The organism is Hyphococcus flavus (assembly GCF_028748065.1).
Classification (GTDB): domain Bacteria; phylum Pseudomonadota; class Alphaproteobacteria; order Caulobacterales; family Parvularculaceae; genus Hyphococcus; species Hyphococcus flavus.
On record NZ_CP118166.1, the window covers coordinates 1,598,850 to 1,625,775 of the forward strand.

Here is a 26,926-nt window from a genome sequence, read left to right on the forward strand (position 1 = left end):
CGCGCTGGCGCTTGGATTTTCGCGGCGCGCCAGTATAGAAATCTTCCAACTTTCAGGACGGAATCATTAGGGGCGGGCCATGGCTGGCGCTGAAGTCAAACACGACTATCACCTTGTAAATCCATCACCTTGGCCGCTGGTTGGCTCTATCGCCGCGGCGATCATGATGATCGGCGCCGTGACATGGATGAAGTCTGGCGGTGGCGGTCTTTATCTCGGCGGCATCGCGCAGAATGAAGCTGGTGAAAATGTCGGCAAGTGGGTGACCTTAAAGGGCAACTGGATGTTCTTTGTCGGGTTGCTCGGCGTTCTCATCACTATGGTTGGCTGGTGGCGCGACGTCATCAAGGAAAGCCTGAACGGCGAGAATACTTCCGTCGTTGTCCGCCTTGGTCTGCGCTACGGCATGCTTCTCTTTATTGCTTCCGAGGTGATGTTTTTCGCTGCCTGGTTCTGGGCGTTCTTTGGTGCGGCGCTATTCCCGGGCGCGGGCGATCCCGTAATTCTCGCCGATGGTTCGCAAATGGCCTCCACCGCTGTTGACGCCAACGGAGAGCCTTTGCCAGCCTTTATTGGCAATGACGCACGCGTGCACGCGACGGGTGGCGTCTGGCCGCCCGTAGGCGTTGAACCGTTAAGCGCATGGGGCTTGCCGCTAATCAATACACTGATCTTGTTGCTCTCCGGCACGACAGTAACCTGGGCGCACTACGCTGTTCAGAACAATGATCAAAAAGGCCTGATCCAGGGGCTGTTGCTGACCGTAATTCTCGGCGCTTTCTTCACGGCGCTGCAGGCGGTGGAATACTACGAAGCCATACACTACGACATGTTCAGCTTCTCTGGCGGCGGCATCTACGGCGCTTCGTTCTTCATGGCGACGGGCTTCCACGGGCTGCATGTGATCATCGGGACGATCTTTCTGATCGTGTGTCTCTTCCGTGCGATGGCGGGCCATTTCACGCCTGAGCGACACTTTGGCTTCGAATGCGCTGCCTGGTACTGGCACTTTGTCGACGTGGTGTGGTTGTTTTTGTTCGCTTTTATCTACGTGCTCGGCAATCAGGGGCTGTTGTCCTAGCATCTTGCGCGCATTTTTGACGGAAAACCGCTCACACTTTTCCTGAATGCGCGCTAGGCTCGTCTGGCAGCAGCCAGAAAGGGGATGGTGATGCGCTTTCCCGTAAAAGCCGTTGGCGTCAGCGCAGGCGCGCTCATGCTTGCCGGATGTCTTGTATCTGAATTTCCTGTGCTCGACGCCAGCAGCGGCCGGGCGAAACCGTTAAAGGACGGCGCTTATATCGCTTGCCCGGTTAGCGAAGAGGCAAGTGAAGACGATTGCCAGACAATGACAGTCGTTTTTCAGCCTGACCGCTCTTACCATTTCATTTCAGAAGAGGAGGAAGAGCCGTCCGTTCTCCGATTTCGCCGTGTCGGAAACCGAGGTTACGCCGTGCAGTCAAAGGAAGAGCATGACGAGTTCGCTTATTACTATGGCGCAGGTAATTCGAACCGCATGACCCTTACCTGGATGATGTGTAAAGACCTGCCGGAGAACGTGCGTACAAAGCTTCTGGAGAATGGCGACCTTGAGTCTGACAGCGACGATTACGAAGCGTGTGAAGTGAAAACCGTACGTGGACTGACGGATGCCGCGCGCGCGTATCATCGCGGTCAGGCCGAAAGTGACGAGCCGATCACTATGGAATTGACGCCGGCGCCCGCTGAATAGAATACGATGACCTATTATCCGCCCGTATCACCCTACGCCGCTGGTCTTGGTGCGAAGTGTCCGCGCTGTGGCCAGGGCGCGCTTTATGACGGGTTTCTCAAGCTGAAGCCGGTTTGTGATGCTTGCGGACTCGATTATTCCAAGGCGGATTCGGGCGACGGGCCAGCGGTATTCGTTATTTTTATTGTTGGTTTTGTCGCTGTCGCGCTCGCTTTTATTGTGCGTTTTGTATGGGGCGCGCCTATTGGCGTTGCCTTGTTGCTTGGCGGTGGATTTACGGTTGTGGCGATCATGGCGCTGTTAAGACCGCTGAAAGCCACGCTGATCGCGCTTCAGTATGCCAACAAGGCCGCTGAAGGCAGGCTCGAAGAATAAATCATGCTTAGCGGATATCGCTTTCAATTCCGTCCGGCGCTGACCGTCTTTGCGATGGCGGCGCTTGGCATCCTGGTAATCCTCGGCACATGGCAATTGCAGCGCCTTGAATGGAAGCGCGGGCTTATCGCGAAAGTCGAAGAACGGGTCAGTTCGGAACCGATCCCGTTTGAGCAGGCTTTGGACCGCTCAGAGGCTGGCGAGGACATGGAATACACGCCGGTTCGTTTGTCCGGCGAATGGCGTCCGCATAACGAGGCGCTTGTCTTTGGCGCCATTAATGGAAAACCCGGTGCTTTCTTTTTTACGCCACTTCAGACGGCTCCGGATCAAACCATCTTCATTAATCGTGGATTCGCGCCACAAGAGGCGACAAATCTAGCAGATATAAAAGACGGACCCGATGATATAACCGGCCTCTTTCGTACGTCGGAAACTTTGTCGCCGCCGGCGTCGTGGTTTCGACCGACCAAAAAATCTGCAGACGGATTATGGTTTGTCAGGGATCCGCAGCTCATGGCGAGCCAATCAGGGATGCAAACGCCGCCTTATTATATCGACCAATTCGAGATCCCGGGGCGCGAGTGGCCAAAGGGCGGCACGACAAGGCTCGATTTTAATAACCGGCACCTTGAATATGCGCTGACCTGGTTTGGTCTTGCGTTGACGCTGATTGGCGTCTGGATAGCTTTTTCCTTGCAAAAGCGGTAAATAGTAAATAACTTTAAAAAATAAAGTAAATTTGACCCTTCCTGACCGTGGGAGGTCAGGCTGGCATGAAGGCTTGGCGATTAAAGCGCTGCGTGAAGCCCTGAAAGCGGAGGAAAGCATGTCGTTGCAACCATTGCTTGAAGCATCCTGGGTTATTCAGGTCCATGCATTTTCCGCCATGGCGGCGTTTGTGCTGGGCGTTATTCAGTTCACCGCGCCAAAAGGAACGTTGCCGCATAAAACGCTGGGTGCGGTCTGGGTCTTGCTGATGACCTTGATTGTCATCAGCAGCATTTTCATCAGGCCGTCCGTCTATCCCGGCCTGCCGCTTATCCAGTGGTTTGGTCCCATTCACATTTTTACAGTGGTCACCACCGTGGGTATTGTCGGCGGGCTGATTTATCTCATTAAGGGCGGGCCAACGCTTAAGAAACATAAAGGCCCGTTCATGGGCATTTTTATTGGCGGGCTGATCATTGCCGGGGCGTTCGCTTTTCTGCCCGGGCGCATCATGCACGCTGTCGCGCTTGGTGGTTAGGACGGCTCCGATGCAAGGTGTAGCGTACAATGAGCGTGAAACAGAAAAGTCAGCGATAAGCAAAAAAGCCCTAACAGCCGTTCGGCGCGTGCTTTTTCTTGTCTCAGCGCCGATGGTTTTCATCAGTTTCGCCTTGCCCTTGCGTGCAGAAGACCTTGGCGCATCCGCGTTTGAAATTGGCGCGCTGTTCAGTCTGTTCACGGCTGCGGTGTTTGTCGTCAGGCCGCTTACCGGCGTCGGGTTGGATATATTCGGCCGCCGGCCATTCTTTTTGCTGGCGGTTTTGTTTTATTTCGCAGCGAACATCTTTTACGCCGTTAGCGAAACAGTCTCGGCGCTTTACATCGCAAGGCTTTTGCAAGGGCTCGGCTTTGCGATCCTTGCGATCACCACTGACACCATCACGGCTGATATCACTTTGGCTGAAAACCGCAGTGCGGCCATGGGCGGCAACATCGCCAGCAAATCGCGCGGCGGCATGGCGGGCGCGTTTGTTGGCTTCGGACTTGTCGGCGCCATGCCGGTCTATGCCTGGGTTATGTCCTTTTGGGTGTTCGCTGCTGTTGCCGGCCTCGCGATCATTTATGCCCTCAACGCTATCCCAGAAACCCAGCCGCAAGAAAAAGCCAACAAATCGTTGGAAAAGTTTTCGCTTCCAGAAAACTATGTTCGCATTCTAACCATCATATTTGCAGCGGCGTTTGCCGGCGCGCTGATCCAACCCTTTTATATGATTTATTTGCGCGCGCGATTTGATCTGGAATTATACTGGCTAGCGACGGCTTTCCTTCCCATGGGGATCGCCTACGCCATATTGCCGCCCTGGCTGGGCCGTGTCAGCGGCAGACTGCATCGCGCGAGCGCTGTTGTAATCGGCCTCGTCATAGCGGCTGTTTTTTATGTGTCGGTGCCCTTCGTCAATGAATTTGCCTTAGTCATAGGGGCGTTTGTCGCCGCCTCTGTTGGAGCGGTTCTTGTTGATCTCACCAAAAACGCATGGGTTGCCGATTTATCGAATGCTGGCGCCATGGGCCGCACCTTTGGGCTGGCATCATTTGCTGCCGGCGCCGGGGCGGCGTTAGGCCCGCTTGTAGGCGGCGTAATCTATGATGCTTCCGGTCCGAACTATCTGTTTTATTTTGCGAGCGCGATTTTATTCGCCGCTGCTGTTCTTGCTGTGGCGCTCAGGCCGAGGCACGGTTGGCCGTTCAACCCCAGTGACTGTTAGCGACGCAGCCTCTCTGCATCCGTCGTCTTTGGTAGGTAAAGTGCCCAATATAGTTTGACTATCAACTTGACATGACAAATGCTACATATGTAGCGTAAGCTGATTCAGTATTTCTATCGGTGTCGGACCATTTCATGTCTTTCGTAAAAGCCATTATCTTTATCATTTCCTTTTGGTCTGCAGTTTCGCATGGCGACAATGCAAGCGCAGAACAAATTCCGTTTTCAATTCCGAATACAGAAAAGATAGTACTGCCGGTTTCGGCTAACGGCATTGCTTATGAACTTTATGTTCACGTCCCGCCAGCTTGCAGTCACAGCAGTCAATGTCCCGTAGTTTACATGCTGGATGCAGAATATTCATTTGCACTGGCGTCCACAATTATAACGCATCTGACAGATCGTAATAGAATTCCGCCGGTAATCAGTGTTGCGATCGGTTATCCGGATAAATCGCATTATCGGCGTGACCGTACTCGCGATTATACGCCGTTCTTTCATCAAACGGGAGGCTATGGCGAAGAGATGCAAAAAGTTTCTGGCGGAGGGCCGGCTTTTCTCGAAGTTATCAAGGCTGAAGTAATTCCATTTATTGAAGAGAGTTTTCCGGCAGCAACAACTAACCGCACGCTTGTGGGGCATTCCTATGGCGGGCTGTTTGCTTCATATGCCTGGATGACTGCGCCGGACATTTTTGACAACTATATTATTATTTCTCCGTCGCTTTGGTATGCAGACGGCGCGCCGCTCGCCGCTGTAAGAAAAGCTTGCGAAGACGAAAGCGTGTCAGAGAGCAATATTTACCTCGCTGTTGGCGCCTATGAAGAGCAGCCTCAAAATGGTCGCGCCATGGTCAGCGACCTTGAGGCGCTGGAAGAAATCTTGTCGAATTGCGAGAGCCGCAAAGTCTCAACATACATGCGCGTGTTTGAGGATGAGACGCACGCAAGCATCTTCCCTGCAGCCTTTTCAACGGGTCTCAGAAAACTCTTTCAAAGATAGGCAAAGAGAAAACTTTTACTCCCCGCGAAGCTTTCTCTCATACGCATTGACGAGCGTCATGTAAGGGCTGACCTGGTCGAATACAGGATCGGTTTCTTCGTCCGGGGCATAATTCTGATACATCTCGAAATGAAGATGATATGTCGTTGGAACGCTCTCACCCGATGAATTGAAAAAGTCATTCCAGACCTTGCCGATACGCTGGCCTTTCACCACGCTCTCGCCATCAACAACCGCGAGCTGACTCATGTCGAGATGCATGTAGCGGTAAAGCGTGCCGTCTTCTGTCTGCAGTTTGACGGTGTATTTTGATCCATCAAGGCCAACAATACGGCCGTTTTCGGCGGCAACCGCCCAGTGGGTCTCGCCGCTGCTTGGGATGCATGTCGCGGCGCGAATATCGACACCCTCATGACCACCGTCCGGGCACATGATCTGTGAACGCGACCGCGACTCGCAGAACGTGTCCTGCCATGGGTAGTCATAGTTGGCGGCGTTGCATTGTCCGCCTTCCATGCCGTTCACGGACCCCTGACTGCCGCCATAGCGATAGACCTGACTGTTCAGGAATGCTGCATCTTCAAGCGGAAAGATGATGTCCGGGCGATAGATGGTCGTGTCAGAATGGCCCGGGCCGGAGTTTGGTAACAGGTCGCCAGCCGGCAGGTAACTGAATTCCCGGCCCTCGCTGTCGGTAAGGAAATCATTTTCCTCTTCGATCGGTTCTTCCGGTTCCGCTGGCTCCTCAGGATCTGCGGGTTCATTCGGTTCTTCGGTTTCGACGGGCTCTTCAGTTTCGTTTGTGTAGTTATCGCAAGCCGCAATGGAGGCAGACAGCAATAGCGCTAGGAGGGTTTTTTCCGGATTGGTCATTATTCGCCTCCTGACGCCAAAGCGGGATTAGCGAGGATCATCGAATCGGCAAGCCCGGTAATATAGTCATCGCCAGCGCAACGCTGATCCGCCGCCGGATCATCGCATTCGATAGTCATGACATAGCCGCAACCAAACTTTGAAAAGCTTAGGTCGACGCCGAAATCATTACGGCTGATATGATAGGCGGCCCCGGTGCCGTCTAACCGTCGCGGCTGTTCGGCGAGACGTTTGCGGAATGCAACAATGTCAGGGTCGCCGCCTACGACGCGGTTACAGGTGCCGGTGATCGAAAGCGTCGCCGCCGCATCAATGATGGCTGTGGCGGTGTAAACATTTTCCATCCCGTATACTTTAATCCGGTCGCGAACCGACGGGTCTGCCGGGATAAGCACAGGGATGCGCACGCGATTAATTTCTTCTTGGTCGGCGCTACGCAGATTGCTCGCCGACATTGCGCGAATGCCTGGCGGAGGCGGCGCGCTAAGACGTGCGGTGCTGAGCGCCTGCGTCGCCGATAGCTGTTCGCGTAAACTTGGCCGTTCGGCGTCCGCTTGCTCAGTGCGCTGAAGGTCGGCGCGCAGCTCCACGAGGTTCGGCGCGCGGATGACTGTTTCCGCACGGTTGGCGCGTCCGTCACGCTCGGCGCGCAATGCGGAAACAAGGCCGCGCCGCGGGATCTTTTGCGCTTTTTCCTGCAGGCTCTTGCGAAGTTCTTCAGGATCCGGCGGCGCCCGGCGGATCTCTTCTCGCGTTACCTCTTCATTGGCGGTTTCGTCCTGCGCCGCTTCTTCGCGCGGTTGCGCGAACACGGCGGTGGCCGTCAGCGCCGCAAGGCCAAGCCCAGCGATTACATAAGTCTTCACCATAAGACCCCCTTTCGAGCGACCCTACCGCTCGGTGAGTTTAAACTCGATGCGCCGGTTCTGCGCGAGCGCTGCTGCGGAATACCCCGATACGATCGGCGAGGAGGCTCCCGACCCCGTCGCCAGCAGGCGCCGCTCCGGCACGCCCCGTGACGTCAAGTACTCTACCACGGAAATTGCGCGCTGTGCGGATAATTCTAGGTTGGAATCAAAGAGCGCCCGGCAGGAAGGGCCTAGCGGCGACTGGTCCGCATGACCGTCGACCCTCAAGACCCAGTTCACTTCGGACGGAATATCATCCTGAATGTCGAGGAGGGCGCTCGCCAGTTTGTCGAGCTCGATCTTGCCGGCCTCGCCTAACGTTGCTGAACACGAGCCGAACAGAATATCGCTCTCGAAGATAAAGCGATCGCCAACCACCCTGATGTCGGTGCGGTCGCCCAGCGCCTCGCGCAATGCCTCGAAGAACCGAGAGCGCACTTCTTGTAGTTCCTGCACTTTGCGGGCGAGGGCGGCGTTCAGGCGTTGCGATAAGTTTTCGATCTGGGCTTGCTGCTCGCGGTCTTTCGCTTCGGCTGCATCAAGCGCCTCTTGCAGGCTCGCCAACTGACGTCGAAGTGCTGCGATCTGTGCATTCAGCGTTGCGATTTCGCTCTTTTGTTCTTCGCTTAACGCTTTTTCCGCTTCCAGTTCCTCAGCAGAAGCGGCAACAGCGGCCTGACTGGTGGCGAGCGCCGCAGCGAGACCCGCAAGCTCCTCGTCCTTTTGCGCTATCGTGTCTTCAAGAGACAGAACCTGCGCCTGCAACCGGTCGCGTTCAGTTTGAGCAAGACCAAGCTGATCGTTAAGAGAGTTGATCTGTGCAATCAGACGCGCCAGCTCATCGTCTTTTGACGCAAGCTCGTCTTTGACCGTCTGCAATCGGTCGCCGAGATAAAACTGCGCGACCACGAATATCGACAGAACAAACATCAAGACGAGAAGCAATGTCGATAATCCATCGACAAAGCCTGGCCAGATATTGGCCTCAGCTCTGATGCGCCGGCGCGCCATGGGCCTACTCCCCGCCGCCGACGCGGATCAGCGTGCGGTTTAGCGCCCTGATTTCATCTTTAAGTTCAGCCGTCTGACCGGCCTGGGCCTTGATCTGGGTTTCCGTGTTGGCGGCCAACGCCGCTTCCAGCGCCTGGATCGCGCCCATCAAATCGCCCTCGGCGACTTCGGCAGTCAGGCTCGCGCCGCCTTTGCCGGCGCCGCGTGTGGTTTCTGTCATGCCGGCCAGCCAGTCTTCAAGGTCCGTATAGAAACGGTTTTGCGCCTGCCCTGCCTGCAGATCCAGAAAGCCGACAATCAAAGAACCGCCGAGGCCAAAGAGTGAGGATGAAAACGCCGTACCCATCCCGGACAATGGCTCGCGCAAATTAGCGATCAATTGTGAAACCGCATCTTCCGCCGCGCCGCCCGTATTGGCGAGTCCGTTGATCGTGTCTGCCACAGCATTGACTGTTTCAAGCAGTCCCCAGAACGTGCCAAGCAGGCCAAGGAACACGAGCAGGTTCATGATGTAGCGGCCCATTTCGCGGCCCTCATCCATCCGTGTGCCGATGGAATCAAGAATGGCGCGTGAGGACTCCGGGTTCAGTTTTCGGGCGTTGGTTTTGTCTGCATCGAGCAGCATGGTCGCCATGGCGCGGATAAGGTTCGGCGCGCGCGGTAACCGCGACCGTCCCGGATCGACAGACTCTCGAAAAGATTCCACCCAGCGAATGGCTGGCGCAATGACGCCAGCCTGCCTGAGGTTGTAGATGACGCCGATGGCGAGCACGCCAAGAATTAATCCATTGAGCGCCGGGTTGGCGTTGAAAGCGTCAATCAGCAGCGGCGAAGGCTGCGGGCTTAAGGGCGAAAGATAATAAACAATGGCGCCGACCCCGATCAGGAACAGCAGCATGTTCAGAATGTAGCCGCCGGGCCGAGTGAACCTAACCGAGCGTTCGAGCGAGCGCGCCATGCATATCCCCTTGCCGTTACCCCGTGGGCTAAAATGCCCCTCGCAAAGTTACATTATTCAAAAACCGCGCCGGTTGAAACGCTGAAAGGCGCATATTCTCTGAGGATTCTCCTGTTTTTCAGCATTTTGTGGCTAGTTGAGCGCTCTCCAGAAAAGCCTGGGAATTGGCGGCGGTGATAAAACGGTGAAAAGTTTTGCGCGCAATATGTGCACAATTTGCGCATTATCGTTGACATGAACCTTCGATGACAGATATATGACGGTTTAGTGACATAAAAATAACAACAAAAATGGAGAATATTTATGTTCATAAAACAAGCATTTGCAGGAATTGCCGCCGCTCTGGCTCTTGGCGCTGGCGTTGTCGCCCAGGATTTCGGACCGTCTCCGGCCAACTATGAGGCCCTGGTGGTCGATTATTTCGGTGAACGGCTGACCGAGCCGACCTCGGCCCGCTACCAGTTCATCAGCGAGCCCTATCAGGTCTTTGCTGATGTCAGCGGTTATGAAGGGCTGCCTTGCTGGGCGGTCGATGTGCGCGTCAAGTCGCGCCTGCCGAACGGTACCTATGGCGGCTACGTTCCCTATACGGTGATCATTCTTGACGGCGAGCCAATCGCACTTGAGGACGAAGTTATCCAGATGGTTCGTGCATAACAACAATCTGGTTCGAAAGACAAAAAACGCCGCCCGGCCGGGCGGCGTTTTTTTTGTTTGTGTAAAGACAGAGTCTAAAGATCGCTTGCCTGCATGACTTCAATAGGTCCGAGGTTGAGTGATCTGACGCCGTCTTCGATTTGTTCACGATCGCCGACAATCACCCAGACGAGGCTTTCCGGGTGAATAACCTCGGCAGCTGCGGCGGTAATGTCATCAACCGTCAACGCTTCGTATTTGTCCTTAACCGTTTCCGGATAATTCCAGGCACGCCCATAACGCGCGCTCGATGTCAGACTGCCAAGGACATCGCCGGATGTCTCATACGTTCCTGGAAGCGATCGAACATTGTTGAGCACGGACCGCTCAAGTTCCGCAGCGGTTGCGGGTCTTGTGGTCTTGTAGTCGTTGAGTTCCTTTAGCAGTTCCTGCAGCGAATCTGTCGTTTTGTCGGTCTGTACCGGCGCATACACAAGAAGAGGACGTTGTCCGGCAGCCCCTTGAAGGAAGGTATAGGCGCCATAGGCCCAGCCCTTGTCTTCACGCAGGTTCATGTTCACCCGCGCCGAAAACTGCCCCCCGATAATGTCATTCATCGAGGTAATAGCGATGGCGTTCGGCGCGTTTGACGGCGGCGCCACATGCGCCGCGAGGATCAGCGATTGCGGCGAGCCCGGTTTATCGACAATAATGACTTTGCCGCTGCCAGGCCGCGCGACAGTTGCGATGTTTTTTGTCGGGATCGGCGTCGATGGCGCGCGCCAGCGCCCGAAAGCGTTTTCGAGCAATGGTTTGATTTCCTCCATCGTCGTATCGCCGACAACGAAGAGTGTCGCATTATCCGGGCGTATCCACTTTTCGTGGAAGCCGGTCAGATCGTCACGTGTCAGCGACGTGATCGATTCGACCGTACCGGAACCGGTGAGCGGCGCCGCATAGGCGTGCCCCTCGCCGTAGATCTCCGGCGGCAGCAGGCGCAGGGCGAGCGCGACAGGCTGCGCTTTTTCCTGTTCAATGCTGGCGAGCCACCGGTTTCGCAATTTGTCGATTTCGCTTTGTGCAAACGACGGGTTGCGAATGACGTCCGCCATGATGTCGAGTGATGGACGCAAGTTTTCTTTCAGCGCAGAAAGCTGAATGTTTGAAACGTCAAGATTTGCGCCGGCGGCCAGGTTCGCACCGAGCCCTTCCAGCTCTTCGGCGATATCAGCGGCCGAGCGACGCGTCGTGCCTTCATCGAGCATCGAGGCGGTGAAAGACGAAGCGCCGAGCTTTCCGCCTTCAACGCTGTCCGCGGCATAGCCGGCGTCGAATTGCATTGCGAACTCGACTATCGGCACGGTGTGACGTTCAGCGAAAACGACTTTAACGCCATTGCTGAGCGTGGTTTCCTCAATCGCCGGAAAAACAAGGTCCGGCGTTGAATTGACGGATGGCAATCCGGTTGAGCGATCTACGTTGTCTGTCGTTGTTGCATATTCGGGGAATGGAAGCACGGTCAGTTGATAATGCCCTGCGTTCATCACATCGCGCGCGGCTGCAAGCACTTCTTGAGGAGTCGCCGCTTCCAGCCAGTCAAGTTGTTGTAAGACAAAGCCAGGGTCATCCGCATAAAGAGCGCCCTGCGCAAGCGTGACCGCTTTGCCGCCAAATCCGCCGATTTCCTCAAGGCCGCGAAGGACGCCCGCCTTGATGCTCGCCTTGGCTCTGGCCAGTTCATCTCTGGTCGGGCCACGGTCAAGGAATGACGCAATAACTTTTTCCATCTCGGCTTCGACGTTTTCAAGGTCAGCATCCGCCTTAGCGTCGACAGTCACCGAGTAAAAACCGAGAAGTTCATGAGAAGAAAGGCTGGCGCTCGCGCTTGTGGCGATCTGAAGATCATCGATCAGATGCTTATAAAGCCGCGACGTTTTTCCCCCGCCAAGTACGCGCGTTGCAAGGGTTAAAAGAACGTCTTCTTTCGTGGTCCGCCCGGGCGCAACCCAGTTGCGGTCTATGCGCGGCTGCGGCACGCGATCATACATGATTTCGCGCTTGTCGACGTCAAGCTTGGGCGCATTGGCTTTTGTTTGGGTCACTGGCGGGCCCGCAGGTATGGGGCCGAAATATTTTTCGACCATCGGACGCGCGGTTTCGGCGTCGATATCGCCTGCGATTACCAGCACCGCGTTCGCGGCGCCGTAATAATCCTTGAACCACTGTTTTGCTGTTTCGAGGGACGCGTTTTCAAGGTCCTCCATCGAACCGATTGTGCTGTGGCGATAAGGATGCCCGGCAGGCAATAAACCTTCTAGGGTTGAGTATTCCATCATTCCGTAAGGTTGATTATCGCTCTGGCGTTTTTCGTTCTGTACGACGCCGCGTTGTTCATCAAGCTTTTCCTGAGTCACCGCGCCAAGCAGATGCCCCATGCGGTCGGACTCCATCCACAGCACGCGATCCAGCGCCGTAGTCGGCACAGTCTGGAAATAATTGGTGCGGTCGAACCAGGTGGTGCCGTTTAGGCCGGTTGCGCCGACTTCCTCGAGCGGTCCGAACCAGTCGTTGTCATAATTCTCCGACCCGTTGAACATGATGTGTTCAAAGAGGTGCGCGAAACCGGTTTTGCCTTCAGGCTCGTCTTTTGAACCCACATGATACCAGATCGAAACAGTAACAATCGGCGCCTTGCGGTCTTCGTGCACCACGACGCGCAACCCGTTATCGAGCGTGAATTGCTCATACGGCAGTTCGATATCGGCGGCTGATGCTGCTAAAGTCGTAAATGACAGCAGGGCAGCCCCCGCCATTGCGATAATCATTCGCATGCAAGAATCCCCTTCATAGCATTAAGTTCCCTTCAAGCGCACAGCATCGACGAGCCTGCGGGCAAGGTAAAGGCCCGGCGCCCCTTTCCGGCGCGTAAGGCCAACGGTTTGCCGCAGCAGGTCAGCAGGAGGTGATTATCTGGGGGCGCGTTTGGCGAGAATGCGCTGCAGCGTGCGGCGGTGCATGCCGAGGCGGCGGGCGGTCTCGGAAACATTATGATCGCACAACTCGTAGACCCGCTGGATGTGTTCCCAGCGAACGCGATCAGCGGACATGGGGTTTTCTGGCGGATCGGGGCGTTCGCCCGGTCTTGCGAGTAACGCCTTTTCGACATCATCCGCATCCGCCGGTTTTGAGAGATAATCGATGGCGCCGGCTTTTACGGCGGCGACGGCTGTCGCGATATTGCCGTAGCCGGTGAGCATGACAACGCGGCAGTCATCGCGTTTCTGACGGATGTGTTCCACGACCTGCAGGCCGTCGCCGTCTTCAAGGCGTAAATCGACCACGGCGAAAGCAGGGGCAATGTCCTTGATCATTGTTGCTGCATCGGAAACGCCGCCAGCAAGAATGGGCTGAAACCCTCTTTTTTCAAGCGCACGGCCGAGGCGCGTTCGAAATGGTTCGTCATCGTCAACAATTAGCAAAGTCGCGTCTGGCGGAAGCGATCGGTCATCGTCGCGGGCGTCATCTAACGAGGTCATAGCGTGTTCGTATTGGCTTTGTGATTTTCATATCTTCTTGCCGTATAAATGCGGCTTTTCGCACGAAATTCAAGCAATTATGGATGTATTTGACGCTTTTATATCCCACGTTGCGCCCACATGCGCCCCCGAAAAATTCCCGGTCTCACCTTCCCACTCACGGTTTTCGAAATCGATGCGTGCGCCGCTCGCTTCGAGGAGCGTTTTGGCGATGAAAAAGCCAAGCCCCAAGCCGGATTTCGCTGATACGCCGCGATGACCGGTGCGCGCACTCACATAAGGCTCGCCCAGGCGGGTCAAGATTTCAGGGGAAAATCCAGGCCCGTCATCCTGAATTGAGACGGCCAGTTGCGCATCGTTCCATTCCGCGCGCACGAGAACGGTGGATAGTGCAAAGCCGGCGGCGTTTTCAATGAAATTCCGCAAGCCGAAAATGATTTCCGGCCGGCGCTTCAATACAGGTTTTTTTGTGTCATCAAGACCGCGTGCTTCGATTCTGACGGTGGGGCCCCCAGGTTGATCTAGAAATGGCGCCGCGGCTTCCCGCAATAGATCGTCAATGGCGAGCTTGTCGTGCATCGCGTCGCCAGCGTCGCCGTGATGGGAAAGTCTTGAAAGGATGTCCCGGCATCGTTCCGCCTGACTGACGAGAAGCGCAGCGTCGTCCGCGAGGTCTTCGTGGTCTTCAAGCTCTCGCTTGATATCGCGCAACATCTCTTTTGCGGTTACTTGTATGGTCGCTAAAGGTGTTCCGAGCTCATGGGCCGCCGCCGCCGCAAGGCCGCCTAACGCCGCCAGCCGCTCTTCGCGGGCCAGGACAAGTTGCGTCGCGGCAAGGGCTGAACGCATCTGCGCTGACTCTGCGGCGATACGGTGTGCGTAGGCGGCGAAAAACGAAATCGAAAATGTCAGCGCCGCCCAGAACCCAGCTTTGTAAACGGGCGCCAGTTCAAGGCTTTCACCTGGGCGCCAGGGGATCGGCATGTGGTTAAGCGCGAGTATCGATACGCCCGCAATCGCCAACGCTGCGAGCCCGATTGTAAAACGCAAAGGCAAGACGCTGGCGGCGATCGTGACTGGCGCAATGATCAGTGCAGAGAAGGGGTTTTGAAGTCCTCCGGTAAAGAACAGCAATAAGCACAGCTGAACGATGTCAAAAGCGATATATCCGGCCGCTTCACGGTCAGTTAAAAAACGCTGCGGCGAATACCGTAAAGTAACAAAAAGATTGAGCCATGCACTGGCTGCAATGGCGCCGAGGCACAGGCCTAGTGGCGTCGGAAATCCAAGCGCGAAATGCACCACCACGATACAAACAGTTTGACCGGCAACTGCTAACCAACGCAGCGTTGTCAGCGTGCGCAGGCGCACCGGCCCCTTGAGGGCGTTCATGGCGGCTTGTGGGTCAGCGAGGGCGTGCGGCATTAGGCGCTTTTAGCCCGTCTATGATTATCTTTGAAAGCCGGTTAGCACTGTTTTCCATCTCGATTATGGAGGCCATCATGCGTCACAGCATACTCGCTTTTGCCGTTCTATCCGTCATCGGCGCTTGTGGATCTGAAACCACTTCAACGCCTATTCCTACGGAAAATGTGGTGCGTCTTTCAGAGCAATTCACAGGTGATTTCACGCTCGTTGATAAAAATGGCGATGTTGCAACGGATGAGGATTTTGAAGGCAAGGTCATGCTCGTCTATTTCGGCTTTACGCATTGTCCCGACATCTGCCCGGGCGACATTAATGTAATGAGCGCTGCCTTGAACGAACTTGGCAGCACGGCAGACAAAGTTGCGCCGGTCTTTATTTCTGTCGATCCTGAGCGCGATACGCCGCAAACCCTCAAGGAATATTTTGCCTTTGACGAGCGGCTGATACCGCTCACGGGCAGCGCGGAGGCGGCAAAAGCCGCGCGGGAAGCGTTCAAAGTCTACGCCCAGAAGGAACCGCTGCCCGATAGCGCGCTTAAATATACAGTGAACCACCAGCAGGCGTTTTTCATTACGGACAGGCAGGGGCAACCGCAAATCGCGTCTATGGGCGCCACGAACCCGCAGGATCTTGCAGCTTTATTGCGCCGCGAAATCGACAAATGACCTAGTTTCTCAAATAATATAATTATTTCAAATAGTTGATAGAATTAAAGTGGCTCCGGCAAATATTGCAAAAGCGTCATAAATTATTGCAATCCCCCCTCGACTGAGCGCATAGTCCGCCCCTCTTTAAGGAATTGCGTAACTTTTGTGCTATGCAACATCTCAATTCAGTAGCGTAGGGGCGGCGACCTTTCATGTTGTATTCTGCTTATGAGCTTGCCTATGCGGCTGTCGCACCGGCGCGGATCGCCGCCGGCGTCAGCGCGAAGTTCTGGCGCTCGCCATTAAATCCGGCGGCGGGAAGTTGGGTGGCGCGGTCAGCAGCCGCGGCGTTTGACGTCTTCGAGCACGCCATGCGCCGATACCCAAAGCCTGAATGGGGCATTGAAACGACGCCCGTCAACGGCGCCGACGTGCCGGTGCGTGTAGAAGAGGTCGAGCGCAAGGATTTTTGCCGGCTGCTCCATTTTGTGCGTGACGAAAAAGCGCTGAAAAAAGCCAGAGGTTCAAATGAAGCTGATCCTGCGGTCTTGATCGTGGCGCCGCTTTCGGGACATTACGCGACATTGTTGCGCGGCACGGTCGAGGCGATGTTGCCGGACCATGAAGTCTACATCACAGACTGGGTTGATGCGCGGCAGGTACCGGTTTGCGCCGGACGTTTCGATCTCAATGATTACATTGATTATCTGATTGACTTTATGCGGACGATTGGCCCGGGTGTGCACGCTATGGCCGTTTGTCAGCCTGGCCCGGCGTTATTGTCGGCCGCCGCTGTCATGGCGGAAGGGGATGATCCGTGTCGGCCCTATTCCATGACCATCATGGGAAGTCCCATCGATGCGCGCCGCTCGCCGACAGTGCCGAACAAGCTGTCGGAAGAACGTCCGTTTGAATGGTTCGAGCAGAATATGATCTATACCGTACCTGCGCCCTATCTTGGCGCCATGCGGCGGGTGTATCCGGGCTTCGTGCAGCTTTATTCGTTTCTGGCGATGAATTCAGACCGGCACATGAATGCGCATTACGATTATTTTCAGCACCTGGTCGAAGGCGACGGTGATAGTGCTGACAAGCATCGCTCCTTCTATGACGAGTATCTCGCCGTCCTCGACATGACGGAGGAGTTTTATCTCCAGACTATCCGCGATGTATTTCAGGAGCACAAATTGGCGAAGGGCGAGTTCATGCACCATGGACGCTTGGTGCGGCCTGAGGCGATTACTGATATTGCGTTAATGACTGTCGAAGGCGAGAACGACGACATTTCAGGCATCGGCCAAACCCAGGCCGCGCATGATCTGTGCGCGAATATTCCAGACAAAATGCAGCTTGATTATATTCAGCCGAATGTCGGCCATTACGGCGTTTTCAACGGCTCTCGCTGGCGCAATGAAATACAGCCGAAGGTCGCGAAGTTCATGCGCATGGCTGAGAAAGAAGCCGTCAAACGGGCTCCCATGAAAGCGGCGGCTGAATAGCCTGGCCGCTAAAACAGCCGCCAGATTGTATTGATAGCGCTGTGCATGAGGATCGGCAGCAAAATGCTGCCCGTGTTTGTGCGCATCCATGTAAGAACAAGCCCAAAAACGCCAGCGAAGAGAAAAGCCTCAGTTGAAAACTGAATGCCTGACGCTCCCCAGAACAGGCAATGAATGATCGTAAATACTAAAGTTGATATCAGCGCTGCTGATCCGAAGTTCGACCACAAGATGCGCGGGCCGTCACCAAACGCTTTCACAAGACAAAATAGAAATATTCCGCGGTAGAAAATTTCTTCTTCCAGGCTCGGCATGGTTAATTGGTACGCAATCGTTTCCGCGCTGTGCGTATCGTTTTCAATTTGTAGACCAATATAAACGCCGAGTGCGCACAGCGCGGCGAATACAATCCAGCCGATAAATGACTTTTGATCTTGCCGGAAAGTAACGCCGGCGGCCCGGAGATTAATGAACGGTGTACAGAGGATCAGAACTGAGGCGCTAAGCGCTGTGATTTTTCCGGCCCAGTTGAACGTTGTTTCCGGCGACCCGGCAAGCGCATAGATGCGTTCGTTGAGACCGAAAAAATCAAGCACGAGCGCGATGTTGAGGTTGAATAACAAAAAAGCCGCGACCAGCCATTGCCAGCGGAATTGCCTGCCGGCCATGGCCGCTGCCGGAACGCAGGCGAGGGCGAACGCCCCATTCCAAAGTGCAATATTGCCCAGGTTTTCAGTCAATTGCTCGCCCATCTTTAGTCCCCTCTTGCTCGCCGGCGAGGTCTCCGGCATTATTGGTTATGAGCTAAAAATTATCAAAAATAGACAATAAATCAACCATAAAGGAAACTTCATGGGGCGATCAAAACAGTGGCTGCGGCTGACGAGCATCGGTTTCCTGATTGTCATCCCCTTCCTCGCATTCTTGGCGGTGGCGGGCATTGCCGCATATTGGGGATTTGGCGTTGACCGGTGGGGGAACGACTTCGTTGGCGAGAATTTCATCGTCATCGCTGAACACCCGCCCGTGCCGGAAAGACGCCTTTTTGGGCTTGCCGCCATTCTTGCGCCGTTGACGTTTTTACTGCTTGGCTTCTGGCGCTTGTTCCAATTGTTTTTGACGTTCCATGACGGCCGGCTTGTTGCATCCGGCACCATTAATCACCTCAAGGCGTTTTCGGTGTTTTCCAGTCTCGCAGTGCTCACGAGTTTCATGTTCAGCGGCGTTATGCGCTGGGCTATGGGTGTTTTTGACAACGCACCGCTATGGACCCATCTCGGATTTTCGACGACCCATGCCGCCGTGTTGTTTACGTCCGCAATCGTTTATGCCGCGACGCATATTATCGAAGAAGGCTACGCATACAAACAAGAAACAAAAGAGTATCTTTGAAGATGGCGATTATCGTAACGCTTGATGTCATGCTGGCGCGGCGCAAAATGAAATCAAAGGAGCTTGCGGAAGCCATCGGAGCCACGGAAGCGAACCTTTCGAAGTTGAAGTCAGGCAACATGAAGGGCGTGAAGTTCGAAACGCTCAACAAAATTTGTGAAGTTCTTGATTGCAAGCCTGCAGACTTGCTCGACTATGAGCCTGACGACGGTAAACCAGGCTAGTCCCTATACGATAAACCTGCCTGTTCCAGCATGGATTTGTTTGCAGTCAACGTGCGGCGAACAAGGTCATGCGCCGCCATCTCCATGAGGTCAGCGTCGCAATCAGTAATTTTGAAATTTGTCGGGATCGTTGCGAGATGCGCGCTGATGGCGGAGGGGTCGTTTTGGCGCTCGCCACATGATGACGGCCACTGTGAAAGCCGGGCGTCTGTGTAGCGCATTTTCAGGATATGAAAGTCAACGCCGGACTGAGTATAATAGTTTTCAAGAGCAACTGAACGGTAAGCGCTTGCGCGCTTGCCGACAATATCGACGACTCGGCCAGGATCGCTAGTCCATAGTTTTAGATTTCTTGTTTGCATCATGATGTCGGAAGACGTGCTGCGCCCGGCGTCCATTGAAAAGATGATCACCTGTTTGGGCCGCTCACCTGAAAATTCCGCATGCAGAGCGTAGTCTTCAAGCGTTTCAACACCGGTGTTCTCGAGTATGCCGCCGTCGCCAAGGTGCCAGTAGCGCGTGTTCTCGCCGTTACAAGTCTCCTGCGCTTCGATTGATGCAGGTCCGAGCAAGGGAGGAAACCCGGCGGAAATGGCAATGGCGAGGGCGACGGAAAAATCCGGTGGCGTGGAACGCGGGCAACCGGGCAGGGAAAACGACGCCGTGCGCAACGTTTCTTCCGTAAACGGCGGAATGTTGCTAGCCGCCTCCGGTATGGCGAGATTTGAAAAAACAAAACGGCGGGCATCGTCATAGCGTGCGCCGTTGATCAAAAGCACAGGCGACGGCGGCAGATCAGCAAAGGCGGCTTCGCCGATAAATTCATCATCAAGCGCGTCTCGCAAAGACAAGAGCCGTCGTGTTGGGCTTGAAAACCGGCCAGGGCTGACGATCTGGCGCAGCGTTAAATCGGTGAGAAAATTCCGCCGCATGGTATCTTTGAAAGTGGAGACGCAACTTGCATCTCCCTCAGGCGTCGATGTATCGCATGGTCGAGGCTTATGCAGCGCATAATAGGCGGCGGGAAAACCGCCGCCAGACACGCTGGAAATATGCGTGACGCGGTCCATCACCCCTTCTTCCATCAGGGCTTCGATGGCGGCGGCGCCAAAGACAGAAGCACGTGCGCCGCCGCCGGAAATGGCAAGCCCAACAAGCAACGTATCACCCGGTGTAGGCGTGCAATCGCTGCAAGGTGCTTCAGCTTGATCGCGCCAAGTGTAATGGATCTTGTCTGGCCGCCAGAACGCACACCCCTCAAGCAAAAGAGATGACATAAGAACGAGCGCCAACAGGCCTGACCTGAACATCTGATTGCGCCCCCTTGGCTTTACTCATTGGCTCAGTTTGCGCCAATCAGCTTGGCCTTCGGGGCGTGTGAAGTCCAGACAGGACAATACTGAATGAGAAAAAGCTTTTCCGTCGTGCCGGGGGCAGGCCCTAGGCGGCCTCAGCCTTCACCGTCACATGTTTGACAATGGTTTCATGCAATGCGCGGAAATCGATCGGTTTCGCCAAGTGTGCGTTCATACCGGCTGCCAGATATTCAGCAACCTGGTCGGTGAATGCGTTCGCCGTCAGTGCAATGATTGGAACGGGCTCCAGCCCTTTTTCCCGTTCCATGGCGCGGATTTTCTGGGTTGCTTCAACACCATCCAGTGAAGGCATTTGCACGTCCATCAACACGAGATCGATACCCCCCTGTCTCCAGAGCGCTACAGCCTCGAGGCCGTTTTTAGCAAAAGATAGTTTTTTTACAGCCGGGCCGAGCAGGGCTTCTATCACCATCCGGTTCGGTTCCTGATCCTCGGCCACCATAACGGAAAGCTTTTTCAATAGCGTTTTTGCGCCTTCCGCATCGTACTTGGAAGCAGTGGTTTGATTATTCTTATGGACCGACTCCACTGGAATGTTGAAACGGAAGCATGATCCCTGGCCCGGCGCGCTCGTAATGGAAATATCACCGCCCAAACCCTCCACAATGCGCTTGCAGATCGCCAGGCCAAGACCGGTGCCGCCAAATTTACGCGTGGTTGAACTGTCGGCTTGAATGAACGGATTAAAGATTTTCTCCAAGCCATTTTCATCGATGCCAATGCCAGTGTCGCGAACTTCAAATGTCAGTTGTTGATTATCTTCGCGTTCGCCAGACGTGGACACTTCGATGTACACTGACCCTTTAGGCGTAAATTTGATGGCGTTGGAAACGAGATTTGTCAGAACCTGTTTTATCTTGGTCGGGTCTGAACGGTAATCGCCTACCGCTTCGGCCTCGACATGGGCGAATATATCAATGCCTTTTTCTTTTGCGCCGTGTTCGAAAGTGGCGATGGTGTCAGCGACCAATTCTTCAATCGAAAAACTTATATTCTCATACTGAAGATTGCCGGACTCAATTTTTGACAGGTCGAGAACATTATTGATGACATCAAGAAGAGAGAAAGATGCTGCGCGCATCACATCCACGCGCTGTCGATCAGACTCGCACAAATTCGAGTTATCAAGAACCTGCGTCATCCCGACAATGGCGTTTAACGGCGTTCTTATCTCGTGGCTCATATTTGCAAGAAACGAAGATTTCGCCATGTTCGCTTGTTCGGCTGTGTCGCGCGCATCCTCAAGCTCGGCCGTGCGCTGTTTGACCTTTGCATCAAGGCTGGCCACAAGGGCCTGAAAGCGCTCATCGCGTTCCTGAAACGAACGCGCAAGCATGCCGATTTCATCGCCGCGATCCGTTCCTGAAAATTGCGCGTCTGAGGCGTCGTCAAGCTCATCGCCGGCTTCGCTCGTCAATTTTGACAGGGGCGAGGCGATGACTTTGCGAAGCACAAAGGTGGATACAAGGATGAGCGATAATCCCATCAACATGCAAAGCGCTGCAATGGGAAGCGCGCTCGCCAGCGCCGCATTGCGGACCCGCTGCATCGGCATAGCGCTCATAAAGTACCAGTCAGGACCGTCGAGTTTTATGTAAGCGACATAAGAATCCCAGGCGGTGAACCTTAGCATGCCGGAATCGCTTTGCTTTTCAGCAATCATCGGAATTAGCTGATCTGCCTTCAATTCTTTTGCAAACTCTTTTGCAAATTCCTCTCCGCCAGACCGGTCTATCAGCCCCTCATGGGCGATCATCTCGCCATCTGCCTGCATAATGAAAGGCTTGGCGCCTTCAATGGGAGCCGAGATCGCTTTCGCAAGCCAGCCGTTTAACAAAAAGCTGACGCCGAAAGCGCCGACGTGTCGGCCATTGAGATCCACTGGCGTCTGGCAACCCGAGGTGAGACGTACGCCAGTTTGGTCATACATGACATTTTCAAGGCCTGTGCAGCGCATAGCCCGGTCAGGATTGTGTTCGGGGCGAACATGCTGACCGATAATCCGATCCTGAAAGTTGAAGTCTGCGGGCGCCGTTTTGCGGTAGAATTCGAGGTTGTCTTCGCGGTCGGGCGCGAAAATGATGAGATCATTCTGGGGCGTATAGTAATAAAAATTATCTGCCCAGAATCGCGCGGCTTCGCCATTGCGCGTGACAACATCATAGGCGGCGAGCAATTGCTTTTGTTTCGCGGCTGTAATCTCGCTGGCTGGCGCGATGAAGGCGCCGGCGCCGTAAATCCATTGACCGTCCTGGTGGAGCGTTCCTTCGAAATCGCCGTCGCGGCTGCGATAGGTGCCGTCAGGCTGCGTTATGAATGTCTTTGAGAATTGCTCAGCGACATCATGACGGCTGCTCCAGGCTGCGATGCGGTCGCTAAAAGCATGAATGGCGTGTTTCTGGCTGTCCCTGGCGAGATTAAAAATATTGCCGTGTTGATGGGCTCGCGCTGTGACTTCTGTTTGAAGTTGGGTGAGAATACGGATGCATTCTTTGTCGTAAAAATGCGTGAGCAGTCCCCAACCTGTAAAGATGGTGGCAACCAGCATTAACGAACCGGAAATAACCAGATATCTTGTCGTAATCTTCAAAATGCGCCCGAGGCTTCTTAACAACCAGTTTGGTTAAAAAGCTTACTCGACGGCGCTTATAGTCTGGTTAACAAGAGCCTATCGAAACAGGCTATTGTGTCTTGGATTGAAACGAAATCGGCAGGCCGCCAGCGCCTTCGAGGTAATAGATGCGCTCACCATGCGCATCGTCAGGACCTTTGACATCAAGGCCGTTTTTCTTTGCGCGTTCGGCGAAAGCATCGGCGTCGTCCACTACGATCTGCAGCATGGTCATTTCCGGCATGTTTTCACCAGCGGGCCACAGCTCGATCCAGCTTCCAAGGCCTCGTTTCGCCTGTTCATCGACGGGGAATACCGCACCGTTGAAGCCATCGGTTTCGCCCATATCCGTGGGCGTCAATCCCAGGCCTTTTTCCCCAAGCAGGTCCGCGATCGCTTTTGCATCGTCGGTCTTTGCAACCTTGCAGAATCTGATGCCTAGAACTTTCATGGGGCTTCTCCTATTGATGAGCTGGTTTGAAAGAGGACGCTACGACAAATGGCTGCAAAAACCAAAGATGCAAAACGCCTCTATCTCGTTGACGGCTCGGCCTATATTTTCCGCGCCTATCATGCGCTTCCGCCATTGACGCGAAAGTCCGACGGCGCGCCGGTTGGCGCCGTCTCCGGTTTTTGCAACATGCTTTACAAGCTGCTCACGGACATGGCTGATGAGCATGACCCGACGCATTTCGCGGTTATCTTCGATTATTCGGCGAAGACGTTTCGCAATGAAATTTATTCAGCGTACAAAGCGAACCGTCCGGAACCGCCGGAAGACTTGCGCCCGCAATTTTCCATGGTCCGCGATGCGACCCGCGCCTTTAACGTGCCGTGCATAGAGCTTGAAGGTTATGAGGCCGACGATCTGATCGCAACTTACGCGCGACAGGTCGAGGCTGAAGGCGGCGAGGCGGTGATCATTTCTTCTGACAAGGACCTGATGCAGCTTATCACCGACAAAGTGACCATGTTCGACACCATGAAAAACAAAAAAGTCGGGCGTGAGGAAGTTATCGAAAAATTTGGTCTCGGCCCCGAGCACGTCATTGATATTCAGGCGCTGGCCGGGGATTCCACAGACAACGTCCCGGGGGTGCCGGGGATCGGGATTAAAACCGCGGCGCAGCTTATCGAAGAGTATGGCGACCTCGATACGCTTCTGGAACGTGCTGAAGAAATAAAACAGAAAAAGCGCCGGGAAAATCTGATCGAGTTCGCCGATCAGGCGCGCATTTCGCGCGATCTCGTAACGCTGAAAACCGATACGCCCGTTGAAGACAAGATCGATGATTTTGTCACGCGGCCGATCGACAAGGACATGCTGGTTGCGTTCCTGAAAGAGATGGAATTTTCGACTCTGACGCGCCGGGTCGAGGCTGATCTCGGCGGCGGCGAGTCTGGTCTCGCAGCGGCGACATCGACGTCGAAGGAAGCGGTTTATGAAACCATTTTCGACGAAAAGACATTACAAGGATGGGTCGATGAGGCGCGTGAGCGCGGAATTGTTGCTTTCGATACGGAAACTGACAGCCTCAACGCCATGCGCGCCAATCTTGTCGGCGTTTCCATGGCGACGCGCGCGGGCCGCGCCTGTTATATCCCCTTAGGCCATGGCGGCGACGGGCTTGCTCTCGATGACGAAGACGCCGGAAAACAAATCAAGATCGATAAAGCGCTGAAGATACTAAAACCGCTTCTTGAAGATGCAAGCGTTCTCAAGATCGGCCAGAATTTAAAATATGATGCGCTTGTCCTATCGCGTTACGATATCAGGATTGCGCCGTTCGACGATACCATGCTGATGTCCTACGCCCTCGACTGCGGCAAGGGCAATCACAATATGGACGAGCTTGCCGAGCGCCATCTCGGGCATACGACGATCAAGTTTTCTGACATCGCGGGTACAGGTAAGAAAGCAAAAACCTTTGACCAGATCGCTATCAAGGACGCGTCAAAATACGCTGCTGAAGACGCTGACATTACCTTGCGCCTTTATGAGGTTTTAAAACCGCGTCTCGCGGCGGAAGGAAAAGCAACCGTTTATGAAACGTTGGAGCGCGCTCTTGCTCCCATCATCGTTTCGATGGAGCGAGAGGGCGTTAAAGTGGATAAACAGGTGTTATCCCGCCTTTCTTCTGATTTCGCGCAGCGCATGGCGGCGGCGGAGGCAGAGGCCCACAAGATCGCGGACGAGGAGTTTAACCTCGGCTCGCCGAAGCAGATTTCGGAACTTTTGTTCGGCAAGCTTGGCCTGCCGGGCGGGAAAAAAACCGCAAAAGGCGCATGGTCAACGAAAGCCGATGTTCTGGAACAGCTTGCCGCTGACGGTCACGATCTGCCGCAGGTGATCCTTGAATGGCGCGGATTGTCGAAGCTTAAAAGCACCTACACCGATGCGCTGCCCGAAGAGATCAACCCGGAAACGGGGCGCGTGCACACGTCCTATCATATGGCGGCGACAACCACGGGCCGTTTGTCGTCGAACGATCCGAATTTGCAGAACATTCCGATCCGCAGCGAAGACGGCCGCAAGATCAGAACGGCGTTCATTCATGAAAAGGGCAACACGCTCGTTTCCGCTGACTACAGCCAGATCGAGTTGCGACTCGTTGCCCATATCGCCGACCTCAAATCCATGAAACAGGCGTTCGCCGACGGGCTCGACATTCACGCCATGACGGCTTCGGAAATGTTCGATACGCCCATAAAGGACATGGATCCGATGGTGCGCCGTCGCGCCAAGGCGATCAACTTCGGCATTATCTACGGCATTTCGGCATTTGGTCTTGCGAACCAGCTCGGCATTTCACGAACCGAGGCCAAGGAATATATCGACGCCTATTTCAAAAAATTTCCCGGCATACGCCAGTACATGGATGACACGATCGCCTCGGCGAAGGCGCAAGGGTTCGTGGAAACCATTTTCGGCCGGCGCACCTATGTGGGCGGGATCAACGACAAGAATCCAGCCATGCGCGGTTATTCTGAACGCCAGGCGATCAATGCGCCGATCCAGGGCGCGGCCGCTGACGTGATCCGGCGCGCCATGATCCGCATGCCCTCAGCGCTCAAAAAAGCAAAGCTATCGGCAAAGATGCTGATGCAGGTTCATGACGAGCTGATTTTTGAGTGCCCGGAAGCGGAAGCGGAAAAAACCTGTGACGTGATTGCTGACGTGATGATTGGCGCACCGGCGCCCGTGGTCAATTTGTCAGTGCCGCTGGTTGTTGATGCGCGGGCCGGCGCCAACTGGGAAGAGGCGCATTAACCATCAGTTTGGAATGAAACCCGCCCCGCCGCAAGCGGCGGGGCGGGGGCTTCGACTGAACATAGGGGGAGAGAGAATGACCAGCCGAAATCGAAGCTGGATCGCAGGACTTAGGGATTAAAGACACGCATGTCTGTCACGCATTCGCGTGACAAAGTCGTGTTTCACGCCGACAGTTTGTCGCGGAACGTAAACATTATCGATGCCTCGATCCTGTTTGTTACACCGAGTTTAGAAAAACACCGTCGGATTAACGTATCGACAGTGTGAGACGACAGCTTCAAAGCTTCTGCGATTTCTCTGTTTGTCATGCCTCGGGCGACGAGTCGCATCACTTCAGTCTCCCGTTTTGACAGTGGCGCTTCACCTTTTCCATCAATCAGTTCTTCACTGCGCAGATGCATTGCGTGACAGGCGATCTGCAATTTTCTAAGTTCCGTTTTCGTGAACGAGAAAGTCTTGCCCCGTTTTGACAGGGTAAACACCGCTAGCTCGCCAGGCCGCCGCATGACCGGCACCGCAATGCCGTCTACAAACCCTTCAGCGCGCAGTCTTTTGAAAACACGCCTTTGCTCGTCGCTTAGATGCCTGTTCTCTTCCGCGATGAACCAGTGAAAGGGCTCGAGCTTTTCCAGCATTGCTGAGATGACCGGGTCGAAATCAACGGACCGCCCTGCGCCAAACAGCGCGTCGGCAATCTCTACATCTTCCTCGACGCGAGCGCCTTCCTTGGCCGACACCGATCGATAGGACTGGCGTACGACGTAATATGAAATCGATTCAAATCCCAGCGCGGACAGTAATTCCCGGAACAATTTTACAAGGGTCTTGAAATCTACAATTTCGGCGGAGCGCTGGATAAATGAATCGACCGAAAACGTTTTTTCGGTCACGCACTTACCCTTTCCGAGCCTTGCACATGTGGAAATATAGTAGCGCCGGGACGCAATAACGGCAATTCGCCAGCCCCG

General features: G+C 54.6%; 25 protein-coding genes. 13 read left to right on the plus strand and 12 right to left on the minus strand.

Translation table 11 applies throughout. The features are described from left to right. Positions 1 to 79: 79 nt before the first annotated feature. The 7 genes from PUV54_RS07795 to PUV54_RS07825 all read left to right on the plus strand — a co-directional run bounded on the left by PUV54_RS07795 (position 80) and on the right by PUV54_RS07825 (position 5,585). The gene (locus PUV54_RS07795; RefSeq protein ID WP_274495059.1) at positions 80 to 1,081 is read left to right on the plus strand and encodes a cytochrome c oxidase subunit 3; all 1,002 of its coding nucleotides are present in this window, start codon (positions 80 to 82) and stop codon (positions 1,079 to 1,081) included. A gap of 90 nt (positions 1,082 to 1,171) precedes the next feature. Then, positions 1,172 to 1,732: a hypothetical protein gene (locus PUV54_RS07800; protein ID WP_274495060.1), complete on the plus strand. Its 561-nt coding sequence runs from the start codon at positions 1,172 to 1,174 to the stop codon at positions 1,730 to 1,732. A 6-nt stretch (positions 1,733 to 1,738) separates the two neighbouring features. Continuing rightward, positions 1,739 to 2,107: a DUF983 domain-containing protein gene (locus PUV54_RS07805; protein ID WP_274495061.1), complete on the plus strand. Its 369-nt coding sequence runs from the start codon at positions 1,739 to 1,741 to the stop codon at positions 2,105 to 2,107. A 3-nt stretch (positions 2,108 to 2,110) separates the two neighbouring features. Beyond that, positions 2,111 to 2,818, plus strand: coding sequence for an SURF1 family protein (locus PUV54_RS07810; RefSeq protein ID WP_274495062.1), 708 nt, complete (start codon positions 2,111 to 2,113; stop codon positions 2,816 to 2,818). Positions 2,819 to 2,891: 73 nt separating this feature from the next. Then, entirely contained in the window at positions 2,892 to 3,356 is a 465-nt protein-coding gene (locus tag PUV54_RS07815) for a DUF2306 domain-containing protein (protein ID WP_274495063.1), read from the plus strand. 10 nt (positions 3,357 to 3,366) lie between these two features. After that, on the plus strand, positions 3,367 to 4,584 hold the full coding sequence (locus PUV54_RS07820; protein WP_274495064.1) for an MFS transporter: 1,218 nt from the start codon (positions 3,367 to 3,369) through the stop codon (positions 4,582 to 4,584). A gap of 134 nt (positions 4,585 to 4,718) precedes the next feature. Further along, entirely contained in the window at positions 4,719 to 5,585 is an 867-nt protein-coding gene (locus PUV54_RS07825; protein ID WP_274495065.1) for an alpha/beta hydrolase, read from the plus strand. Between the two features lie 15 nt (positions 5,586 to 5,600). Here PUV54_RS07825 and PUV54_RS07830 read toward each other — a convergent pair whose 3' ends face one another. Genes PUV54_RS07830 through PUV54_RS07845 form a run of 4 tightly spaced genes read right to left on the minus strand, consistent with a single transcriptional unit; the run spans position 5,601 to position 9,335 of the window. Further along, positions 5,601 to 6,458: a M23 family metallopeptidase gene (locus PUV54_RS07830; protein ID WP_274495066.1), complete on the minus strand. Its 858-nt coding sequence runs from the start codon at positions 6,456 to 6,458 to the stop codon at positions 5,601 to 5,603. Further along, positions 6,458 to 7,327, minus strand: a complete 870-nt coding sequence (locus PUV54_RS07835; RefSeq protein WP_274495067.1) for a hypothetical protein — start codon at positions 7,325 to 7,327, stop codon at positions 6,458 to 6,460. The genes PUV54_RS07830 and PUV54_RS07835 overlap by 1 nt, the downstream gene beginning before the upstream one ends. A 21-nt stretch (positions 7,328 to 7,348) precedes the next feature. After that, the gene (locus PUV54_RS07840) at positions 7,349 to 8,377 is read right to left on the minus strand and encodes a peptidoglycan -binding protein (RefSeq protein ID WP_274495068.1); all 1,029 of its coding nucleotides are present in this window, start codon (positions 8,375 to 8,377) and stop codon (positions 7,349 to 7,351) included. Between the two features lie 4 nt (positions 8,378 to 8,381). Further along, positions 8,382 to 9,335 (minus strand): hypothetical protein, encoded by a 954-nt coding sequence (locus tag PUV54_RS07845; RefSeq protein ID WP_274495069.1) that lies wholly within the window; start codon positions 9,333 to 9,335, stop codon positions 8,382 to 8,384. Positions 9,336 to 9,638: 303 nt separating this feature from the next. Between PUV54_RS07845 and PUV54_RS07850 the strand changes: the two genes are divergently transcribed. Further along, the gene (locus PUV54_RS07850; RefSeq protein WP_274495071.1) at positions 9,639 to 9,992 is read left to right on the plus strand and encodes a hypothetical protein; all 354 of its coding nucleotides are present in this window, start codon (positions 9,639 to 9,641) and stop codon (positions 9,990 to 9,992) included. Positions 9,993 to 10,066: 74 nt separating this feature from the next. Here PUV54_RS07850 and PUV54_RS07855 read toward each other — a convergent pair whose 3' ends face one another. The 3 genes from PUV54_RS07855 to PUV54_RS07865 all read right to left on the minus strand — a co-directional run bounded on the left by PUV54_RS07855 (position 10,067) and on the right by PUV54_RS07865 (position 14,932). Further along, positions 10,067 to 12,802: a M16 family metallopeptidase gene (locus tag PUV54_RS07855; RefSeq protein ID WP_274495072.1), complete on the minus strand. Its 2,736-nt coding sequence runs from the start codon at positions 12,800 to 12,802 to the stop codon at positions 10,067 to 10,069. A 135-nt stretch (positions 12,803 to 12,937) separates the two neighbouring features. Beyond that, positions 12,938 to 13,507 (minus strand): ActR/PrrA/RegA family redox response regulator transcription factor, encoded by a 570-nt coding sequence (locus tag PUV54_RS07860; RefSeq protein WP_274495073.1) that lies wholly within the window; start codon positions 13,505 to 13,507, stop codon positions 12,938 to 12,940. Positions 13,508 to 13,576: 69 nt separating this feature from the next. Beyond that, positions 13,577 to 14,932, minus strand: coding sequence for an ActS/PrrB/RegB family redox-sensitive histidine kinase (locus PUV54_RS07865; RefSeq protein WP_274495074.1), 1,356 nt, complete (start codon positions 14,930 to 14,932; stop codon positions 13,577 to 13,579). Positions 14,933 to 15,009: 77 nt separating this feature from the next. Here PUV54_RS07865 and PUV54_RS07870 point away from each other — a divergent pair, with 77 nt between their 5' ends. Next, complete coding sequence (locus PUV54_RS07870; protein WP_274495075.1) at positions 15,010 to 15,600, plus strand: SCO family protein; 591 nt, start codon at positions 15,010 to 15,012, stop codon at positions 15,598 to 15,600. Between the two features lie 194 nt (positions 15,601 to 15,794). After that, positions 15,795 to 17,081, plus strand: coding sequence for a polyhydroxyalkanoate depolymerase (locus tag PUV54_RS07875; protein WP_274495076.1), 1,287 nt, complete (start codon positions 15,795 to 15,797; stop codon positions 17,079 to 17,081). An 8-nt stretch (positions 17,082 to 17,089) separates the two neighbouring features. Here the strand turns inward: PUV54_RS07875 and PUV54_RS07880 are convergent, their stop codons facing one another. Then, positions 17,090 to 17,833, minus strand: a complete 744-nt coding sequence (locus PUV54_RS07880; protein ID WP_274495077.1) for a CPBP family intramembrane glutamic endopeptidase — start codon at positions 17,831 to 17,833, stop codon at positions 17,090 to 17,092. A gap of 100 nt (positions 17,834 to 17,933) precedes the next feature. On the opposite strand from PUV54_RS07880, the gene PUV54_RS07885 reads away from it, so the two are divergent. Together PUV54_RS07885 and PUV54_RS07890 are read left to right on the plus strand one after the other, a co-directional pair. Beyond that, the gene (locus tag PUV54_RS07885; RefSeq protein WP_274495078.1) at positions 17,934 to 18,473 is read left to right on the plus strand and encodes a hypothetical protein; all 540 of its coding nucleotides are present in this window, start codon (positions 17,934 to 17,936) and stop codon (positions 18,471 to 18,473) included. 2 nt (positions 18,474 to 18,475) lie between these two features. Next, complete coding sequence (locus PUV54_RS07890; protein WP_274495079.1) at positions 18,476 to 18,697, plus strand: helix-turn-helix domain-containing protein; 222 nt, start codon at positions 18,476 to 18,478, stop codon at positions 18,695 to 18,697. Here PUV54_RS07890 and PUV54_RS07895 read toward each other — a convergent pair. The 3 genes from PUV54_RS07895 to PUV54_RS07905 form a co-directional block, all read right to left on the minus strand. Further along, positions 18,694 to 20,007, minus strand: coding sequence for a patatin-like phospholipase family protein (locus PUV54_RS07895; protein WP_274495081.1), 1,314 nt, complete (start codon positions 20,005 to 20,007; stop codon positions 18,694 to 18,696). The two genes, PUV54_RS07890 and PUV54_RS07895, sit on opposite strands and share 4 nt — an antisense overlap. A 130-nt stretch (positions 20,008 to 20,137) precedes the next feature. After that, positions 20,138 to 22,663, minus strand: a complete 2,526-nt coding sequence (locus tag PUV54_RS07900; protein WP_274495082.1) for an ATP-binding protein — start codon at positions 22,661 to 22,663, stop codon at positions 20,138 to 20,140. Between the two features lie 91 nt (positions 22,664 to 22,754). Next, on the minus strand, positions 22,755 to 23,135 hold the full coding sequence (locus tag PUV54_RS07905) for a VOC family protein (RefSeq protein ID WP_274495083.1): 381 nt from the start codon (positions 23,133 to 23,135) through the stop codon (positions 22,755 to 22,757). Between the two features lie 48 nt (positions 23,136 to 23,183). Between PUV54_RS07905 and polA the strand changes: the two genes are divergently transcribed. Continuing rightward, positions 23,184 to 25,955, plus strand: coding sequence for a DNA polymerase I (gene polA / locus PUV54_RS07910; RefSeq protein WP_274495084.1), 2,772 nt, complete (start codon positions 23,184 to 23,186; stop codon positions 25,953 to 25,955). Between the two features lie 164 nt (positions 25,956 to 26,119). On the opposite strand, the gene PUV54_RS07915 is transcribed toward polA, so the two are convergent. Next, positions 26,120 to 26,848, minus strand: coding sequence for a helix-turn-helix transcriptional regulator (locus PUV54_RS07915; RefSeq protein WP_274495085.1), 729 nt, complete (start codon positions 26,846 to 26,848; stop codon positions 26,120 to 26,122). Between the last annotated feature and the right edge of the window lie 78 nt (positions 26,849 to 26,926).

What these genes read in the sequence shown, in the direction of transcription:
- PUV54_RS07825 (WP_274495065.1), top strand. Translation starts at nt 4,719, where the DNA reads ATGTCTTTCGTAAAAGCCATTATCTTTATCATTTCCTTTTGGTCTGCA.
- PUV54_RS07850 (WP_274495071.1), top strand. Translation starts at nt 9,639, where the DNA reads ATGTTCATAAAACAAGCATTTGCAGGAATTGCCGCCGCTCTGGCTCTT.
- PUV54_RS07840 (WP_274495068.1), bottom strand. Translation starts at nt 8,377, where the DNA reads ATGGCGCGCCGGCGCATCAGAGCTGAGGCCAATATCTGGCCAGGCTTT.
- PUV54_RS07845 (WP_274495069.1), bottom strand. Translation starts at nt 9,335, where the DNA reads ATGGCGCGCTCGCTCGAACGCTCGGTTAGGTTCACTCGGCCCGGCGGC.
- PUV54_RS07905 (WP_274495083.1), bottom strand. Translation starts at nt 23,135, where the DNA reads ATGAAAGTTCTAGGCATCAGATTCTGCAAGGTTGCAAAGACCGACGAT.
- PUV54_RS07890 (WP_274495079.1), top strand. Translation starts at nt 18,476, where the DNA reads ATGGCGATTATCGTAACGCTTGATGTCATGCTGGCGCGGCGCAAAATG.
- PUV54_RS07870 (WP_274495075.1), top strand. Translation starts at nt 15,010, where the DNA reads ATGCGTCACAGCATACTCGCTTTTGCCGTTCTATCCGTCATCGGCGCT.
- PUV54_RS07860 (WP_274495073.1), bottom strand. Translation starts at nt 13,507, where the DNA reads ATGACCTCGTTAGATGACGCCCGCGACGATGACCGATCGCTTCCGCCA.
- PUV54_RS07895 (WP_274495081.1), bottom strand. Translation starts at nt 20,007, where the DNA reads ATGTTCAGGTCAGGCCTGTTGGCGCTCGTTCTTATGTCATCTCTTTTG.
- PUV54_RS07800 (WP_274495060.1), top strand. Translation starts at nt 1,172, where the DNA reads ATGCGCTTTCCCGTAAAAGCCGTTGGCGTCAGCGCAGGCGCGCTCATG.
- PUV54_RS07855 (WP_274495072.1), bottom strand. Translation starts at nt 12,802, where the DNA reads ATGCGAATGATTATCGCAATGGCGGGGGCTGCCCTGCTGTCATTTACG.
- PUV54_RS07885 (WP_274495078.1), top strand. Translation starts at nt 17,934, where the DNA reads ATGGGGCGATCAAAACAGTGGCTGCGGCTGACGAGCATCGGTTTCCTG.
- PUV54_RS07805 (WP_274495061.1), top strand. Translation starts at nt 1,739, where the DNA reads ATGACCTATTATCCGCCCGTATCACCCTACGCCGCTGGTCTTGGTGCG.
- PUV54_RS07880 (WP_274495077.1), bottom strand. Translation starts at nt 17,833, where the DNA reads ATGGGCGAGCAATTGACTGAAAACCTGGGCAATATTGCACTTTGGAAT.
- polA (WP_274495084.1), top strand. Translation starts at nt 23,184, where the DNA reads ATGGCTGCAAAAACCAAAGATGCAAAACGCCTCTATCTCGTTGACGGC.
- PUV54_RS07810 (WP_274495062.1), top strand. Translation starts at nt 2,111, where the DNA reads ATGCTTAGCGGATATCGCTTTCAATTCCGTCCGGCGCTGACCGTCTTT.
- PUV54_RS07830 (WP_274495066.1), bottom strand. Translation starts at nt 6,458, where the DNA reads ATGACCAATCCGGAAAAAACCCTCCTAGCGCTATTGCTGTCTGCCTCC.
- PUV54_RS07820 (WP_274495064.1), top strand. Translation starts at nt 3,367, where the DNA reads ATGCAAGGTGTAGCGTACAATGAGCGTGAAACAGAAAAGTCAGCGATA.
- PUV54_RS07875 (WP_274495076.1), top strand. Translation starts at nt 15,795, where the DNA reads ATGTTGTATTCTGCTTATGAGCTTGCCTATGCGGCTGTCGCACCGGCG.
- PUV54_RS07835 (WP_274495067.1), bottom strand. Translation starts at nt 7,327, where the DNA reads ATGGTGAAGACTTATGTAATCGCTGGGCTTGGCCTTGCGGCGCTGACG.
- PUV54_RS07795 (WP_274495059.1), top strand. Translation starts at nt 80, where the DNA reads ATGGCTGGCGCTGAAGTCAAACACGACTATCACCTTGTAAATCCATCA.
- PUV54_RS07865 (WP_274495074.1), bottom strand. Translation starts at nt 14,932, where the DNA reads ATGCCGCACGCCCTCGCTGACCCACAAGCCGCCATGAACGCCCTCAAG.